At 37.9% G+C, this 17,227-nt stretch carries 14 protein-coding genes; 5 read left to right on the top strand and 9 right to left on the bottom strand.

What is annotated here, in order from left to right; all coding sequences use genetic code 11:
- Positions 1-236: 236 nt before the first annotated feature.
- From BLE01S_RS12350 to BLE01S_RS12360, 3 genes are all read left to right on the top strand, one after another.
- Positions 237-1,337 carry a CdaR family transcriptional regulator gene (locus BLE01S_RS12350; RefSeq protein WP_066142406.1) on the top strand — a complete coding sequence of 367 codons (1,101 nt, stop codon included), beginning with the start codon at positions 237-239 and terminating at the stop codon, positions 1,335-1,337.
- 187 nt (positions 1,338-1,524) lie between these two features.
- Positions 1,525-3,147, top strand: coding sequence for a SulP family inorganic anion transporter (locus BLE01S_RS12355; RefSeq protein ID WP_066142411.1), 1,623 nt, complete (start codon positions 1,525-1,527; stop codon positions 3,145-3,147).
- 138 nt (positions 3,148-3,285) lie between these two features.
- Positions 3,286-5,436: an MMPL family transporter gene (locus BLE01S_RS12360; protein ID WP_066142414.1), complete on the top strand. Its 2,151-nt coding sequence runs from the start codon at positions 3,286-3,288 to the stop codon at positions 5,434-5,436.
- 239 nt (positions 5,437-5,675) lie between these two features.
- Here the strand turns inward: BLE01S_RS12360 and BLE01S_RS12365 are convergent, their stop codons facing one another.
- The 4 genes from BLE01S_RS12365 to BLE01S_RS12380 all read right to left on the bottom strand — a co-directional run bounded on the left by BLE01S_RS12365 (position 5,676) and on the right by BLE01S_RS12380 (position 11,704).
- Positions 5,676-8,801 carry an MMPL family transporter gene (locus BLE01S_RS12365; RefSeq protein ID WP_066142418.1) on the bottom strand — a complete coding sequence of 1,042 codons (3,126 nt, stop codon included), beginning with the start codon at positions 8,799-8,801 and terminating at the stop codon, positions 5,676-5,678.
- Complete coding sequence (locus BLE01S_RS12370) at positions 8,798-9,253, bottom strand: MarR family winged helix-turn-helix transcriptional regulator (RefSeq protein WP_066142420.1); 456 nt, start codon at positions 9,251-9,253, stop codon at positions 8,798-8,800. The genes BLE01S_RS12365 and BLE01S_RS12370 overlap by 4 nt, the downstream gene beginning before the upstream one ends.
- Before the next feature lie 446 nt (positions 9,254-9,699).
- Positions 9,700-10,254, bottom strand: coding sequence for a nitroreductase family protein (locus tag BLE01S_RS12375; protein ID WP_066142423.1), 555 nt, complete (start codon positions 10,252-10,254; stop codon positions 9,700-9,702).
- 157 nt (positions 10,255-10,411) lie between these two features.
- Positions 10,412-11,704: a pyrimidine-nucleoside phosphorylase gene (locus BLE01S_RS12380; protein WP_066142426.1), complete on the bottom strand. Its 1,293-nt coding sequence runs from the start codon at positions 11,702-11,704 to the stop codon at positions 10,412-10,414.
- Positions 11,705-11,933: 229 nt separating this feature from the next.
- On the opposite strand from BLE01S_RS12380, the gene BLE01S_RS12385 reads away from it, so the two are divergent.
- Positions 11,934-12,470 (top strand): YceI family protein, encoded by a 537-nt coding sequence (locus BLE01S_RS12385; protein ID WP_066142430.1) that lies wholly within the window; start codon positions 11,934-11,936, stop codon positions 12,468-12,470.
- 116 nt (positions 12,471-12,586) lie between these two features.
- On the opposite strand, the gene mscL is transcribed toward BLE01S_RS12385, so the two are convergent.
- Positions 12,587-12,961 carry a large conductance mechanosensitive channel protein MscL gene (gene mscL, locus BLE01S_RS12390; RefSeq protein ID WP_066142432.1) on the bottom strand — a complete coding sequence of 125 codons (375 nt, stop codon included), beginning with the start codon at positions 12,959-12,961 and terminating at the stop codon, positions 12,587-12,589.
- 154 nt (positions 12,962-13,115) lie between these two features.
- On the opposite strand from mscL, the gene lepB reads away from it, so the two are divergent.
- Entirely contained in the window at positions 13,116-13,658 is a 543-nt protein-coding gene (gene lepB / locus BLE01S_RS12395) for a signal peptidase I (RefSeq protein ID WP_066142436.1), read from the top strand.
- Between the two features lie 64 nt (positions 13,659-13,722).
- Here lepB and BLE01S_RS12400 read toward each other — a convergent pair whose 3' ends face one another.
- The 4 genes from BLE01S_RS12400 to BLE01S_RS12415 are packed head-to-tail and all read right to left on the bottom strand — an operon-like array spanning position 13,723 to position 17,087.
- Complete coding sequence (locus BLE01S_RS12400; RefSeq protein WP_066142440.1) at positions 13,723-14,325, bottom strand: response regulator transcription factor; 603 nt, start codon at positions 14,323-14,325, stop codon at positions 13,723-13,725.
- Positions 14,322-15,446 carry a sensor histidine kinase gene (locus tag BLE01S_RS12405; protein ID WP_066142445.1) on the bottom strand — a complete coding sequence of 375 codons (1,125 nt, stop codon included), beginning with the start codon at positions 15,444-15,446 and terminating at the stop codon, positions 14,322-14,324. The genes BLE01S_RS12400 and BLE01S_RS12405 overlap by 4 nt, the downstream gene beginning before the upstream one ends.
- A gap of 3 nt (positions 15,447-15,449) precedes the next feature.
- Entirely contained in the window at positions 15,450-16,187 is a 738-nt protein-coding gene (locus tag BLE01S_RS12410; RefSeq protein ID WP_066142449.1) for an ABC transporter permease, read from the bottom strand.
- Positions 16,188-17,087, bottom strand: a complete 900-nt coding sequence (locus BLE01S_RS12415) for an ABC transporter ATP-binding protein (RefSeq protein WP_066142453.1) — start codon at positions 17,085-17,087, stop codon at positions 16,188-16,190.
- Positions 17,088-17,227 lie beyond the last annotated feature (140 nt).

Consider the following 17,227-nt stretch of genomic DNA (forward strand, 5'->3'; position numbering starts at 1 on the left):
TATGAACTATCATCCTTTTTATTACCATATTTATAACAAAGTACTCATTACCTTACTTTATAATTCGTCATGATTTCTAGTTACTAGCTGTCAATAACCGTTTACTGGCTGTCGTGGATAATTTACTGGCTATTGGAATCTTTTTACTAGCCGTCGCGGATAATTTACTGGCCGTTTGCATCTATTTTCTGTCCGTCATGTAACTTCCATCTTTTTTTGTAGAAAGGAGTATTTCAATGATTACTTATGAAATAGCAGAAATGCTTGTGAAAGAAACTTCTAAAGTTTTGCAGCTTAATATTAATATTATGAATGAAAAAGGAATCATTATTGCCACGCGGGATCCTGCGCGCCTTCATTTTATTCATGAAGGTGCTTTGGAAGTCATTCGAAGTAATACATCCGTCGAAATCACAGTTCACAATAAGGATTTACTTCGCGGCACCCAACCTGGCATTAATTTGCCAATACATTTTCAAGATAAAATTGTTGGAGTGATCGGAATTACCGGCGATCCAAAAGACATAGGTGACCGAGGCGGCCTTGTAAAAATGATGGCTGAACTACTACTCAAGCAGGCTTATATGGCAACTCAATTTGAGTGGAGACAAAGAACAAAAGATATGATTGTGGAGGAGTTATTAAGGGACTCTCCGTCAGAAGATCGTATCAATCGCTTGCTCAGTTTACTTCCTCTTACACTGAAGCCACCTTTTGTTACTGCACTTATAGAGATAGTAGATCCGGATTTTTCTAATCAGCTCCTTTTAAATAGCATAGAGGAAAAGATGGATAATGTAGATGTACTTACTGGAATAGTCCATGCAAATAAGATATTGATTATTATCCCAAACGTAAATAGTTCTGAAACAGAAAGGAAATTATCTGCACTTTATCAAGAACTCGAAAGGAAAAATTTCCTCATTCGATTAGCCTACAGTTCCCAAGTAGCTCATATGTATCACATTGCTCAAGGTTATCGCGAATGTGAGGTGGCTTTAGCAATTACTGATTCTACATATAAAGTCATTGCTTATACAGACGTAGAGCCAAAAGCACTTGTACATCAAATTGATGCAAAGCTCGCAGAACAATTTTCCGAAAGAATTCTTCAGGGATCTTTAAAAAATTACATCGATACTTTACAAGCCTTTTTCGACTGTAATCTTCATATTAAAAACACAGCGGAAAAACTTTTTATTCATCGTAACACCCTTATCTACCGTTTAAATAAAATTAAAATGGAAAGTGGATATGACCCGCAAAATTTCAATGATGCTTTTGCATTACAAATGGGAATATGGCTAACAAAGAACAAAAGCACAAACGTCCGTTAAACGACATATAAACTGGTCTTACATCATGCGTGTCCCTCGACTTATGATTTTCTTTAACAAAGAAATGATTAAATCAACAAGATGACTCTTATTGAAAAATCACTATTTTTCCAGTATAATGGATATATAGTAATAAACTCTCAATTAATTATTTCCGCTCTTAAAATACATGAGAGGTGAAGTTAATTTGTTCTCTGACGATCGCTTTCGTGATTATCAACCCGCAAACCTGCGTAAAGACTTCATTTCTGGGATTACTGTCGGTATTGTAGCCATTCCTCTTGGGATGGCTTTTGCCATAGCTTCAGGCGTAAATCCTGAATATGGGATTTATACGACAATTATCGCAGGATTAATAGTTGCTTTACTTGGAGGCTCTCGTTTCCAAATTGCAGGTCCAACCGGGGCATTCATCCCTATTTTGCTAGCTGTAGTGCTGCAATACGGTTATGAGAATTTACTAATTGCAGGTCTCATGGCTGGTGTCCTATTAGTAATTATGGGGATCTTTCGACTTGGTAATTTGATTCACTACATTCCGAGATCCGTGACCATTGGATTCACCACCGGGATTGCTGTGATCATTTTTACAGGCCAACTTGGAAATTTTCTTGGTCTTTCCGAGCTTGATAAAAAAGAATATTTTCACCAAAACATGTTGGAGTTATTTCAACATATAGCTAATGTGAATGGCTACAGTATTCTAACGGCATTGACAGGAATATCCGCTATTATTTTAGTGACACGGTTTGCTCCACGAGCTCCCATTCTTCTTGTCGCACTCATTATTCCTACCACAATTGCTGTCTTATTTTATCCAAATCAACTAGATACGATTGGCACTGTATTCGGAGAAATCCCACAAACTTTACCCCATTTTCACTTACCTGAAATCACACTGGCAAAAATCCAGGAACTCTGGCAACCAGCACTCGTTATTGCTGCCTTGGGGGCCATCGAATCTCTCTTGTCCGCTGTTGTCGCCGATGGCATGACTGGCAAAAGACATCGTTCTAATAAGGAATTATTCGGGCAAGGAATAGCTAATATTATCACACCGCTCTTTGGCGGGATTCCAGCTACTGGAGCAATTGCCAGAACAGCCACTAATATAAGATCTGGCGCAGTAAGTCCTTTCTCTGGGGTAATTCACAGTGTATTTGTTTTAGCTACATTGCTTCTATTAGCACCTTATGCTTCTCACATCCCTCTAGCAGCTATGGCTCCACTGCTTATGTTTGTAGCTTGGAATATGAGTGAATACAAAGCATTTTCACAAATTATAAAATTAAAAACGGGAGACTCCCTCGTACTGCTTGCCACCTTTTTGCTCACTGTGTTCGTTAATTTAACAGTTGCTGTGCAAGTAGGGTTACTTTTAGCGATTCTTTCTTTTATTAAAAAGAAAAGCGAATCACTCCAAGTGGAAAATAGAAAACAAAACTCTTTGGACCTAACCGCTCATTTTAGGCATATGACATTTGCAATAAAGGGTCCTTTATTCTTTGGAACAGCGCAAGCATTCGAACAATCTTTCCACTCTACTGTTCAAAGTGCTCCTCATGTCATTATTTTGAACATGAGTGAAGTAACTTTAATCGATGCTACCGGTGAAGAAAAACTTGCTTCATTTATTGCAGGGATAAAGAAAATGAACCGGATCGTGTTTATTGCAGGGTTGCCAGACTGGGGAGTAGAGCTATTTAAAAGAAGTGGTCTCTATGACGTAATTGGTTCCACATCATTTTTTCTTAATGAAGAAGATGCCATTCAAGCAGCCACCCAATTGGAGTACACACCAGGAGATTAATCCCCTGTTGTGTGCATTATCCACATATAATACTTCCTGCTTCACCAATTAAAACACTTTTCTATTGGGCATTCCTGGTAAGAAATACATTTTTCCATTATGATAAAAAAAGAATAGTCATACGGAATGGGGAATTTCATGAAAAACCTTGCTTTATTTACATATAAATATCGCAAACTTGTTTTAATTTTTTGGGTTGCTCTCGTTTTATTTTTTGGATTTTTCGCTCTAAAACTTCCATCTATACTTAGTGGCAGTGGATTTGAATATGATGGTACTTATCAAGAGGTAGAAGACGTGTTAGGGTCTGAATTCGACATACCTGCGTCCTCGATGATTCTTTTTTTCGAAAAGGACGAAGTAGCAGCACAAGATAAATTCTTCGATTATATCGAGGAAACACTTGGAAATGTGGAATCAGTAAAACATACCGAAGTGTTTACTTCTCCACTAGCATCTCCAGAATTGATGAAAGACAATAGGGCATACGCAATTCTATCATTTAATGGATCTGATGATGGAATAACAGACAATATAGAGAATATCCGAGCGCAGCTTACAAACAATGATTTATTTTCTGCCGGACTTACTGGTGGACCGATTATTGAGGAAGATATGAGTAAAGCTGCACAAGATGATTTGGTTCGGGCTGAATTAATCGGCATTCCGATCGCTATCCTCGTTCTTCTGTTTGCTTTTAGGGGAGTTATTGCAGCCCTTATTCCTCTAATCACCGGATTTGTCAGTGTAGTCGTTGCAATGGGTATACTTTATTTCACTGGAGAAAAGGTCGATCTATCTATTTTCGTCTTGAATACCTCACCAATGATCGGACTCGCACTTGGGATTGATTTCGCTTTACTTTTCGTCAACAGGTTTAGGGAAGAGTTGGTGGGAAAAACAACGGCAGAAGCAAATAAAAAAACGGTTCTCACTTCGGGCAGAGCCATTATTTTCTCAGGTTTCTGTGTGTTACTCGGCCTAGTTGCTATGTTATTTATCCAAGTTGGCGTTTTCCAGTCGGTAGCAATCGGTGGTGTAGCAGTTGTGTTTACATCTGTTTTAGCCGCAATTACATTTTTACCAGCGTTGCTATCCATATTAGGACCTAATATTAATAAATTAACTCTTTTTAAGACAAAAGAAAAAGGCACGAGTAGTTGGCACAGATTTGCAGCATTTGTAATGAAAAGACCAATTATTATGGCAGTACTTACAACAGCTTTACTTATTATTGGCGCATTACCCGTGAGCAATATGAATCTCGTGATTCCAGAAGCTGATGCACTTCCAACATCATATGAATCACGGACAAACTTTGAAAAATTTGAGAAAACATTTCAAGATAGCGGTACAACAACTGTACCAATTATCGCTAGGACGAATAAAGTAGCAGCGGAATCAGATTCCCTCAATAAACTGGAAGGTCTTATAAAAGAATTAGAAACTGACCCACTTGTCTCAAGTGTCGATTCTATTTTTTCAGCAACTAACATGAGCGCTGAAGAATTAAATACTTCACTCAAAGTGCCTGAAATAAAATCACAGCTTGAACCAGCATTTAAGCAGTTAACAAGCGATAATTTAGCCCTTTTACAAGTGCAATTACATGCAGATGGTTCTTCTACTGATGCAAAGGATTGGGTTAGAGATTGGGAAAACAAAAACACCAATCTTGATCTAAAGATTGGAGGAATACCAAAATTCCAACAAGAGATTTTTGATGAAATTTATAATAAAATTTGGTATAGCTTAGCGTTTATTTTAATATCCACATACATTGTGCTATTTATCGCTTTTAGATCTGTACTCATTCCACTAAAAGCAATATTGATGAACATCATTAGCTTAAGTTGTACATTCGGAATTGTTGTTTGGCTATTCCAAGGTGGCCATCTCGGAAGTAGCCCTGCCGATATCGCATTAATGATTCCAATATTCGCTTTTAGTATTGTCTTTGGACTTAGCATGGACTACGAAGTGTTTTTGATTTCTCGGATATACGAGATTTATCAGGAAACCGGTGATAATGATAAAGCTACACTCGAAGGCCTAATATCGACGAGTAAAATCATTACATCCGCCGCAGCTATCATGATCGTCATTACAGGAGCCTTTGCGTTTACTGGCATTGTACCTGTTCAACAAATGGGAGTCACCGTTGCTTTGGCAATTCTTATCGATGCAACCCTCGTTCGAATGGTGCTTGTGCCATCACTAATGAAATTACTTGGAGATATGAATTGGTGGTCACCATTACCTAAACGAAAAAGAAAAGTAATGCATTAAATTATGTATAGATATAAGTACTTAACATATTAAAAACATTCAGGAAGAAGCTAAGTCTTACAAGCTCCTCTCTGAATGTTTTTCTATTATAACTATTTCTGTCCATTGTATTCCATGCTTTTTCTCAGCTTATCTAATGAAAAGTTTATAACTTACTCTTCATCAAGCTATCCCTTCACAACCCGACAGTTCACCCTTTCATTTTTGCAATAGATTTAGCAATTAATAATGTGAGTCGATCAATCCTTCTTGGGCATAAACGGCCACCAATTTCCTTTTCCAAGCAAGTTTATCAACACTGGCACAAATAATGGCAGGATTATTAACGCATAAAATAATAAACCAGATAAGACCAATGTAGCGATCTGCAACATAGATAAGACTCCTGACGGCAACATTGCCGCAAATGTACCAGCTAAAATAACGGCTGCACTCATGATGACTGTCCCCATATTTTTCATTGCAAGCATAATACCAGTTTTCACATCTAGCTCTTTATATTCGGAAAAGCGATCCATTAGGAAAATGGAATAGTCGACCCCTAGCGCGATCAAGATAACAAATCCAAAGAAAGGCGTCGCCCAGTTAATACCTGAATAACCAAGAATATTCACAAAGATTATTTCCGTCATTGCTATAGAAGAATAATAGGTTAATAGTAATGATCCAACTATATAGATGGGCATAACTAACGAACGAAGCAAAATAATTAAAATCAACACAATCCCGATCATCATGAATGTGACTGTTTTCGTATAATCAGAATCTGACATAGATTCAAGGTCACGGTTCATACTTGTTACACCGCCGACCCCAACATTTGCCTGTTCTAGCTTTGTATTTTTCGTTGTATTTTCAATTGTTTGTTCCAGTTTAGAGATCATATCCATCGATTCTTTCGAGTATGGATTTGAATCAAGTATGACTTCCATTGTCGTCATTTTTCCATCAGCTGACATGTAAATATCGAACACTTGTTGGAAGTCTTTATCGGTTAACAATTGGTCGGGAATATAAATACCAGATTGTTGCAGTTCCGTTCCATTTGCAAGATCTGTAAGATAATTTTCTGCCTCACCAAAACCATCTTCTATTTGACCAAGACCTTCACTACTTTGAGTTAATCCGTCACTTAATTCCTCAAGTTGACTGCCCATATTACCGAAACCGGATTGCAATTGTTCCTGTCCAGTTGCAATTTCACCAATACCGGATGAGATTGTTGGAATTTGCTGCACAACTTGATGCTGTCCTGCCGCCGCTTCTCCTAAACCTGATTCCAACTGTCCTAAACCTTTCGTAATGTCTGTTAGCCCTTTAGAAAACTGGCCTAATCCTTTACTTATCTGAGAGAGATTATTATTGGCTGTTTCCAAGCCAGCACGAACTTTTGCCAACTCTTCGTTTAGTGCTGAAACAGTTCCACCTGCTATTGCAACTTGCTTCGTTGCATTACCGATGATTGCTTGAATCTCAGCAAAGTTTGGATCCTCCATTATTTCCGGATGGCTTTGCGCGAGCTTCGTCAATGGTTCTTCCAATGACATCAATTGTGCCTGTGCTTCTTGAAGAGTAGCAGGAACTTTTTCATACTCTGCAATCAATTGTGCAATTCCCACTTGTGCTTGCTCATATCCAGTAAGCAATTGCTCAACACCAGATTGTAGCTCTGCCGCCTGCTTACTTGCTTCAGCAGCACCATCTTTTAATTCTCCCGCACCATCTGTTCCTTGACGAATTCCACTTTCAATTGCATTTAATGCCGTTTGGAGCTCACCTACTCCGGACTGTAATTGTTTCGTTCCAGCTTGCAACTCGCCGATTCCAGCTGTCGCTTTTTCGAGATCTGGTTTGGAATCTTTAATAGAAGTGGCTGCTTCATTTAAGCCATCTTTGATTTGAGATATTCCATCCGTACCTTCTTCCATCCCTTTACCTAGTTCATTCACTTGTTTTTTCACATAAATCTCTTCAAGTTTGTCACCGGTTGGCCTTGTAACACTACGAATTTTGCTTACATGGTCGATTTTTTCTAGATCATTGCCGATTGACTCTATTAATGCTAAATATTCTTTCGTCTTCATAGAATCATCGTTTTCGAGAATAACTTGAATTGGCATAATTTCACCAGGACCAAAACTATCAGCAACAAGATTAAATCCTTTTACAGAATCATATTCTTCCCCAATTTCATCTAGGGAATTGAACGATAACTCACCGTCATAACTGACAAGCAAAGGAACGGTAAATACTGCAACAATCCCAAGTGCGATGAGTGGCCTTGTAATTGCGAGATTTCCCATCCATCCCCATAATCTACTTTCGGAATGGGATATATTCTTTTTCACCGGCCAGAACAGCTTCGTTTTTAATGTAGCCATGAAAAATGGAACAATTGTAAACAAGGCAATTACAAGCACAAAAACACCAACTGCTACGCCGACCGCCGATTGATATAATTTAAATGTGGCAAAACCGATTGACGCAAAACCAATCATTACTGCTAGCGCACTGAAAATGACCGTTTTTCCAGCCGTTTTATATGTAGTGATAATCGCTGATTGAATGTCCTGCCCAGTCGATAGCTCTTCTTTATAGCGACTCAGCAGTAAAATACAATAATCGGTTCCAATTCCAAATAGTATGGCGACAAGGAATGTAGCTGTAAAATTGGAAATTGGAAAATTAAGTCCATCCACTAAGAAGGCGACAACCGCTTGGCTGACAACATATGTTAAACCTACCGTAAGAAGTGGAACCAATGGAGCAACAACTGAACGGAACACGAGCACAAGTACCACCATAATAAATATTACTGTGATCACTTCCGTCTTTTTCAGGCCATTTTCAGAGCTAATGATCACATCTTCATTAATCAAAGCATTACCTGTCATATATGTATCGACATGATCCGTTGCAATTGCTTCATCCAAACGATCACGGACTTCAGAAATTTCTTCCTTTCCAATTTTTACATCAAGGAGCGCAATGATCGTGTTTCCATCTTTAGATACTAGCTGATCCTTAAGCGCATCATCATTAAAATGAGTTGTAACTTCGCTGATACCAAGCCTCGATTTATCTTTTTCCAACTTACCCATCGTCGTTTCAATATGTGATAGTTGCGATTTTTCAAGTTCTTTATCATCATGAAAAACAACAATAAACGCCTCGGTGCCTTTTTCTTTTGAGGAATGTTTTTCAATAATTTCGGAAGCTATTTTAGAAGGATATCCATCTGCAACTGTAAGTTGGCCTTTTTCTCTAATCAACTCAGCCATATTCGGAGAATTGATCATCAAAATAACTGCTGCTATTACCCAGGCAGCAAGAATCAGCCATCTAAATCGTAAAATTGATTTCACTTTTCTTCCCCCTCATAATTCTCGATGTAATTGGCGATTTTTTCATACACATTGAGGAAGCTTTCCATTTCTTCTTCAGGCAAATTCGATACAATCGATTCTAAAAACTGATCAATTTTCGCCTGAATTGATTCATACAATTCAATACCTTGCTTGGATAACTGTAAGTAAACATTTCTACGGTCTTGCTCATCCCTATGCCGCTCAACCAGGCCCTTTTTCACTAGTTTTTCCACTCTGACAGTAATAGCACTTTTATGTACAAATAATTGTTCCGCCAGCTCAGAAGAACGAGCAGGTCCATGCATGTATAATTTTCGAACTAACGAAAATTGCTCGTGCGATAATTCTTCCATCAATTGCTCAGACATTAATGACGTTATACTTTTCTTTCCATGTAAAAAAATATCCATATATCGATCAAATATATATTGAACTCTTTCTTTCCCCATAATGATTCACTCCATCAATAGTTGATGGTATAAACTATATGTTATATTCAGCTAATCGTCAATGAAAATTTTACATATTATGCTTCGACTGGTTATAAAAAGCCTATTGGTCCAATGACGAATGAATCCAGTCACCTTACACTTTTCAAGTATACCTTTTAATGATTTATAGAATAAAACTGCTTATACCTAATAATGCTCTGTTTTCTTTGCTTTAAGAAGGATAAAAAAAATGATTTTCATGCTTACTGGCCGTTATGGAACTTTCACTGGCCGTCACAGATAACTTACTAGCCATGGAGGATACTATACTTGCGGACGCACGACTTTACAAGCCATTGTGGATCGTTTACTGGCAGTTCTCCTTATACCCCTATTTTTTAAATAATTTCTCTTATCAAAATAAAAAAACGCCCACAGCTTGAAGCTGTAGACGGTCTCTAGAATTAAAATGCAGACATTATTTCCGCTGGTTTTACTCTTTTACGAGCCTTTTTCGCGACAATCTCTTTGTCGAAGTATCCAATGTTCAATACCCCAACAATTTTTTCTCCTCCTTCAACTCCTAGCGCATGACGAAATTTGGGATCATAAATATGATTAGGTGTTTTCCAAACCATACCCAAATCCTGATTCCATGCAAGTAATTGAAGGTTTTGTAACATACAGCTCGTCGCCGCAAAGTCTTCTTCCCACACTTTTTGGCGCGGATCCTCATTCATTACTACAACAAGAAACGCAGGGACATTGTCGAATTTACTCCGCACATTTTCGTGATTATTCACTGGATGGCATTGAAGGATCGTCTCAATAAATGCTTCTTTTCGCTCTCCGGATACAAATATAAAACGCCATGGTTCACGCACACCATGTGTCGGTGCCCAAACTGCATTTTCCAATAATGACAGAATTAATTCCTGACTTACCTCTTTATCTATATATCCTGTTTTCACAGAAGTTCTTTCTCTTATTACATCTACAATCGATTTTGTTGCAATCATAAATGAATCCTCCCTATTTAGCCTCTCAACAAATGAGAATCATTTTCATTTATCATATCATGAATTCAAGTATTTTGGTAGGGATTTCAATTCTCCCTGTTCTTTTTTAGATTCTTTTCTTGTAGTTGTTGTTATTACTTCATTTAGAAAGTAATCTTTATTTATATATCAGCGTAGTTGGTGCAGGCTTTTCTATAGAAAAATTATAGGCTTGAACAATGCGCTTTTTCACATCCTCCACATCTTCCTTATTACTGTGAATCATAGCAATTGCCTCCCCAGATCCTACTTTATCTCCTATCTTTTTATGTAACACAATTCCAACACTTAAATCGATTTCCGATTCTTTTGTAGCTCGTCCTGCGCCAAGCATGCTCGCTGCAATCCCAATTTCATCCGCAATAATAGCAGAAACATATCCGCTTTTTGGTGCTTCCACTTGAATCTGATATTTCGCTTGCGATAGTTTTTCTGTATTATCAATAACCGAAACATCTCCACCCTGTGCAGCTAAAAACACCTTGAACATCTCGAGTGCTTTTCCATTTGCAATTACTCCCTCCAACATTGCACGCGCTTCCCCTTCAGAATTTGCTTTTCCAGCAAGCGTCACCATTTTACTACCCAGTACTAAACATAATTCCAATAAATCAGCTGGTCCTTTTCCTTGGAGTGTTTCTGCCGCTTCTTTTACTTCTAACGCATTCCCAACAGCCAAGCCAAGTGGTTGGCTCATATCAGAGATTACAGCCATCGTTTGGCGTCCTATATTATTACCGATATCAACCATTGCATTAGCCAGTTTCTTTGCTTCTCCCAAGTCTTTCATAAAAGCTCCCGCGCCTACTTTTACATCTAAAACAATTGCATCAGCACCTGCCGCGATTTTCTTACTCATAATTGAACTAGCTATAAGTGGTATCGAATTTACCGTAGCTGTCACATCACGTAATCCATATATTTTCTTGTCAGCTGGTGTTAAATTTCCAGACTGGCCGATAACTGCTATTTTATTACGGTTTACTAGGTTTATAAATTCTTCCTCTGTAATTTCCACATGGAATCCTGGTACAGCTTCTAGCTTATCCAATGTTCCGCCCGTATGACCAAGCCCTCGTCCAGACATTTTCGCAACTGGTACACCAAGAGCAGCAACAAGTGGTGCAAGTATAAGCGTTGTTGTATCACCTACTCCACCAGTTGAATGCTTGTCCACTTTCACACCTTGAATTTGTGACAAATCAATTTGATCACCTGATTCCACCATTGCCATCGTTAAATCTGCTGTCTCTTTTGCTGACATTCCTTGAAAATAAATTGCCATCAAAAAAGCGGACATCTGATAATCAGGAATTTCATCTTTTGTATATCCATTAACCACGAACTGAAGCTCCTCCGCCGATAACTCTACTCCATCACGCTTTTTAGCTAAAATGTCTACCATACGCATCTTAATCCACTCCGCTTCTGTAAATTAATGAATCCTATCGTATACTATTCCCCATAAACGTTTTGTTTGATCATGCTACTATCAGGGAATTGTAAAGCCACCGTCTTTAACATAATTATCAGTTCTTTTAATAGCAAAGTCAAAATAAGCTCTTTACATTCATTTCAAAAGCATGTATATTAATAATAGTTACTTACTTTTTGTAATTATATTATTGGAGGGATTTTAAATGACAATTGCTAAATGGAATGTAGATATCGCGCATAGTAATGTTGATTTTTCAGTAAGACATATGATGGTTTCTAAAGTGAAAGGCTCTTTTAATGATTTCACAGCAGAAGTAGAAGCTGATCCGAACGACCTAACAACTGCAAGTTTGACATTTACAATAAATATGGCAAGCATTGATACACGTAACGATGACCGCGACAATCATCTCCGTTCTGCGGACTTTTTCGAAGTTGAAAAATACCCAGAATTAACTTTTACTTCAACAGAAATTAAAAGAAAAAGTGAAGATACTTATGCCGTGACAGGTAATGTATCTATGCACGGTGTAACACAACCTGAAACATTTAATGTCACTTTTGAAGGTGTGGCAAAAGATCCAATGAGCGGAGCAGAAAAAGCAGGTTTCAGCGTGGAAGGTACATTAAAACGCAGCGAATATAACTTGACGTGGAACGCATCGCTTGAAACAGGCGGCGTACTAGTCAGTGATGATGTAAAAATTCACCTTGAAATCCAAGCAGCTAAAGAAGCGTAAATAAGAAAACCGAAAGGCACTCGTTCAGAGCAGAGGTGTATGACTTTTGGCGCCTATAGCTGAACACATAAAAACCGGAGCATCCGCCCCGGTTTTTTTCACCTTCACACTTATTTTTATTTTTTTAATAAATCTCGAATTTCAGCCAAAAGCTCGACCTCAGGTGTAACTTCCGTCTTTTCTTCTACGACTTCTTCTTCTTTCTTTCGTTTTAAGCCGCCTAATATTTTAATAAAAAGAAAAATAGAAATAGCAATGATAAAGAAATCTACGATGCTTTGAATAAATACTCCGTATTCAATCGCTGTGTCTCCGACTGGATAAGTGAGTTTCTCGAAACTTTTACCTCCAAGTAGCACACCAACAAGTGGCATAATAATATTATCTACTAATGAAGTCACTATTTTCCCAAAAGCTGCACCGATTACAACTGCAACAGCTAAATCTAATACATTACCTTGAATGGCAAACTTCTTGAATTCTGCCCACATTTCTTTATTCCCCTCTCTAAAAAGCTACTACCATTCTACAAAATGAGCCAAAAACTGCAAGGGTAAAAATTCCCTTATTTTTACCTTGCAGGCATTTCAATTTTTAGGGAGAATATATATATACAAGAATTAACTCACTCAGGAGGAGGACAATTTGTCTAAGACACATACTAAAAAAGAAGACAGTTGGTTTAAACCCATTATACTTGCAGTTGCTATTGTTTTTATCGTTAGGACTTTTATATTTTCTCCATTTATTGTCGACGGTGCCTCGATGGAGCCTACACTTCATGATAGAGAACGAATTATCGTAAGTAAGACATCTAATTGGATTGGAGATATTAATAGGGGAGATATCATTATTATCAAAGGGACGAAAGATAATTATGTAAAAAGAGTAATTGGCCTACCAGGCGATGTACTCGAAATGAAAGAAGACCGTTTATTTATTAATGAAAAAGAAGTAAAGGAACCTTATCTCAAGGAAAATCAAATCGTAGCGGATAAAAAAGGGTTACTTTTAACAGGAGATTTTGGTCCTTTGCAAATCCCCGAAGAACATTACTTTGTGATGGGGGATAATCGTCTTGATAGCGGGGACAGCCGCAACTTCCTAGGCTATATTGACGAAAAAAATATCATCGGGAAAAGTAAGTTCGTATTCTTCCCAATCAAAAATATGCGCATAACCGATTAGGCGCTTCTCTTCATAGAGCCCAATCCTAGTTTTAATAGGCTGTCCTGACTTCCTCGGCCAGCCTTTATATCCACCCTTTTTCTTCTGACATTGAAATTGCTTCAATCTTGTTTTTCACACCTAATTTTTGGAGAATTTCAGACATATAGTTTCTCACGGTACCAGCCGATAAGAATAACTCTCCTGATATTTCCTTTGATGTTCTCCCTTCTGCTGCTAGCTTCAAGATATCCATTTCTCTATTTGTGAGTGGGTTATCTTCCTTATAAGAATTCATGATCAACTCCTGTGCGAATTCCCGTTTCCCCTGCATTACTCTCCTAATCGATTCAGCAAGATCTTCAATTGCACCATCTTTTAGTAAATAACCATGAACACCAGCTTTTACTGCACGTTCGAAATATCCTGGTCGTGCGAAAGTTGTTAACATGATCACCCTGCATTTAGAACCACTCTGTTTTAGTTCAGCCGCAACATCAAGGCCACTTTTCAAGGGCATCTCAATATCCATTAGACATATATCTGCTTGAAGCCCTTTTACTAATTTCAATGCTTCCTCTCCATTTTCAGCCTGACCGACCACTTCTAAATCTTTCTCAAAATCGAGCAGAGCACCGAGAGCGCCTCTTAAAATTCGTTGGTCTTCCGCAATTACAATTCGTATCATAGAGCGATTCCTTCTTTCTCTTGCTTTATAATCACTGGCACGTTCATCGTAAGTGTTGTGCCTTCCTTAGATTCAATCGTGAGTTCTCCTTCGATAAGAGCAAGTCGTTCCTTCATACCTTTCAAACCATTTCCTTTACTCTCCTCACAAATCAATCCAATACCATCATCTTCGATTACAATCGTGTAATTCCCCCTTACTTTATAAAAAATAATAAAGCAATTTTTAGCTGCACTATGCTTCACGATATTTGTCGTTGCCTCACGAAGACACATACCGAGAATATTTTGCTGCAGTAACGGGATATCGGAGAAGTTGGATTCCCCTTCAATCTGAAATGAAATATTGGCAGCTGTAAAAATTTGCTGCATATCTGCCAGTTCATCAGCAATCGTAATTGCCCGCATGCCTGAAACGAGTTCACGAACTTGGCTCAATGCAGAACGGGATGTTATTTCAATTTCCTTTGCTTCCACTTTAGCCTGCTCAGGCCTTTTTTCAGCTAGTCTTTGCACCAACTGACTTTGCAAAGTAATCAAAGATAATGTATGCCCCAAAGTATCATGTAAATCTCTAGCAATTCTTACTCTTTCTTCCCGTTTAATTAACTCTTTTATTTGCGCATTTGCTTGATCAAGCTCTTTTTCCAATTCCATGCGTTTATTTATAGAGCGTATGCCAAAAGGAGAAATAAACATGACGATTAAGAAAGGGAAGAAATATAGCGTGTTTTCCATGAGTCCCTGCATCGCTGTAATGATCGTTGTCACACTCAATGCGACCATAAAAGAAATTAACGCACGATAAAAGTACTTTTTAGTTACGAACCAACCAATAAAATTGGCTGGAAAAAAGCCTAGAAACAAATTATTGGGATCATACCAGAAACTGAGAATAACAATAATACTGATTTGCACTGCCAACCAATAGGAATATGGCTTAATCGTTAACGGACTATACAGCTGTCTGTATGCCACAAGAAAAAGCAGTATTAAGGCATAGCCAATCATTTCTTTTATCCCTGTTTCCTTTGCTACATAAAACAAAGGCATAACCAAATATATTAAAAAGATGTAGGGAAACACACCGAGTTGTTTCGGAAAAATCTGAAATTTATTCAAGCATTACACCGCTTCCTGTTTCCTTCTTATATATATTGATAATACCATGAACACTAGAAGGTACCCCGCCAAAATAATTATATTTTTGAATTCAGGTGCGTTCCCACGAATAATTTCCCAGGCACCATTAGCAAAGTTATATGCAGGTAACCATGAACCAATTGTTTGAATTGTTTTCGGTAAAATTTCCATCGGCATCCACATTCCACCGGTGATTGCTAGAAGCATATAAATAACGTTACTGACACCAGAAGCTGTGTCGACGCGCTTCATTGTACCAACTAACACACCAAGACCCAGGAATGGCAATGAAGCAAGTAGTATCCAGCCACCGCTCGTTATCCATTCAAACACAGATAAGGAGACTCCATTTATCAAAGCGCCAGCGAGAAAAATAACGAGAATGGAAAATAAGTGGACAAGCGTCTGCCCAAGCATTTTAGCAGTAAAGTAGATAATCCCAGATAAAGGCGTCACCTGAATAAATGATGTCCATCCTTCCGCACGCTCCTGTACCATACGGATTCCCAATGTCATGATCGCACTTCCCATCACGCTAAAAGTAGCCATAGACATTAAGTAGTGTGCATTCCAAAGCCCTTTATCTGGGACATTCATATTGACGACCTTTGTAAAAATAACATAAAATATAATTGGCATAAATAGCGACCAAAATATATAATATGGGTTCCTAAACATCCGTAAAATTTCTACTTTACATTGATTTCCTAGTATGCTCATCTATATTTCCTCCCTTTCTTCTGTTAATTGTTCAAATGCTTCCTCTAAACGTCCTTTTTCAATTCTAATATCCTTCACATCCCACTTATGCTTAAAAATACTGAACAAAATAGAATCTGTTTCGTCTGTAACAATGAAAGTTCTCCCCCCTTGCACATATACATTAGACACATGGAGCAATTGAAGAACATTTTCTAGTGGAATATCTTTAGTCGCAATAAACGAAACCGATTGTTTGGAGAGCCTTCTTTTAATATCTTCTGGCTTCCCATCAGCAATGATAGTCCCCTTATTAAATAGAATAATTCTATCCGCGATATCATCCGCTTCTTGTAAGTAATGTGTCGAGAAAATAATCGACTTCCCTTGATTAGCAAGTTCTCTCACTGTTTCCCAAAACACTTTTCGTGACGTAATATCCATCCCTACAGTTGGCTCATCAAAAAATAACAAATCTGGATTTCCAGCTAATGCTAGCGCAAAACCCACTCTTCGCTTTTGCCCACCCGAAAGCTTTTCCGTGCGCTTATTTAAATCTTCCTCAGTTAGGCCAGTGAGACTGATAAGCTGACCCATCGATATTGGATTCGGATAATAACTACGAAAAAGTCGAATAATCTCTTTTACCTTTAATCCATCCATTAAACTAACTTCCTGTAACATGACACCTATTCTTTCACGGACAGTCTTTTCCCGCGCATCTTGATTAAATAACGTGGACTTACCAGTTGTAGGGGTTAACAGGCCTAGCATCATTAACATTGTCGTCGTCTTCCCTGCACCATTCGGACCTAAAATAGCAACAACTTCACCGCTATTTATTGAAAAAGATACATCATCAACTGCTTTTTTCCTTTTAAACACTTTTGTTAGTCCATTTATCTTCACTACACTTTCCATTCGCCCACCTCCACTGATCTATACTTATATTCTATATTCCATATCCAATAAATATCAGTAGATTATGTCATGAGAAAAAAATGACATATGTCATCTTTTTTCAAAATAGATCCTTACAATACGAATATCTTTATGTATAT

It is taken from the genome of Lederbergia lenta NBRC 16444 (genome assembly GCF_001591545.1).
Taxonomy (GTDB): Bacteria; Bacillota; Bacilli; order Bacillales; family Bacillaceae_C; genus Lederbergia; species Lederbergia lenta.

Bases quoted from the DNA above. Each gene is read 5' to 3' on its own strand.
- BLE01S_RS12350 (WP_066142406.1), top strand. From the start codon at position 237: ATGATTACTTATGAAATAGCAGAAATGCTTGTGAAAGAAACTTCTAAA.
- BLE01S_RS12360 (WP_066142414.1), top strand. From the start codon at position 3,286: ATGAAAAACCTTGCTTTATTTACATATAAATATCGCAAACTTGTTTTA.
- BLE01S_RS12370 (WP_066142420.1), bottom strand. From the start codon at position 9,253: ATGGGGAAAGAAAGAGTTCAATATATATTTGATCGATATATGGATATT.
- BLE01S_RS12375 (WP_066142423.1), bottom strand. From the start codon at position 10,254: ATGATTGCAACAAAATCGATTGTAGATGTAATAAGAGAAAGAACTTCT.
- BLE01S_RS12380 (WP_066142426.1), bottom strand. From the start codon at position 11,704: ATGCGTATGGTAGACATTTTAGCTAAAAAGCGTGATGGAGTAGAGTTA.
- BLE01S_RS12385 (WP_066142430.1), top strand. From the start codon at position 11,934: ATGACAATTGCTAAATGGAATGTAGATATCGCGCATAGTAATGTTGAT.
- mscL (WP_066142432.1), bottom strand. From the start codon at position 12,961: ATGTGGGCAGAATTCAAGAAGTTTGCCATTCAAGGTAATGTATTAGAT.
- BLE01S_RS12400 (WP_066142440.1), bottom strand. From the start codon at position 14,325: ATGATACGAATTGTAATTGCGGAAGACCAACGAATTTTAAGAGGCGCT.
- BLE01S_RS12410 (WP_066142449.1), bottom strand. From the start codon at position 16,187: ATGAGCATACTAGGAAATCAATGTAAAGTAGAAATTTTACGGATGTTT.
- BLE01S_RS12415 (WP_066142453.1), bottom strand. From the start codon at position 17,087: ATGGAAAGTGTAGTGAAGATAAATGGACTAACAAAAGTGTTTAAAAGG.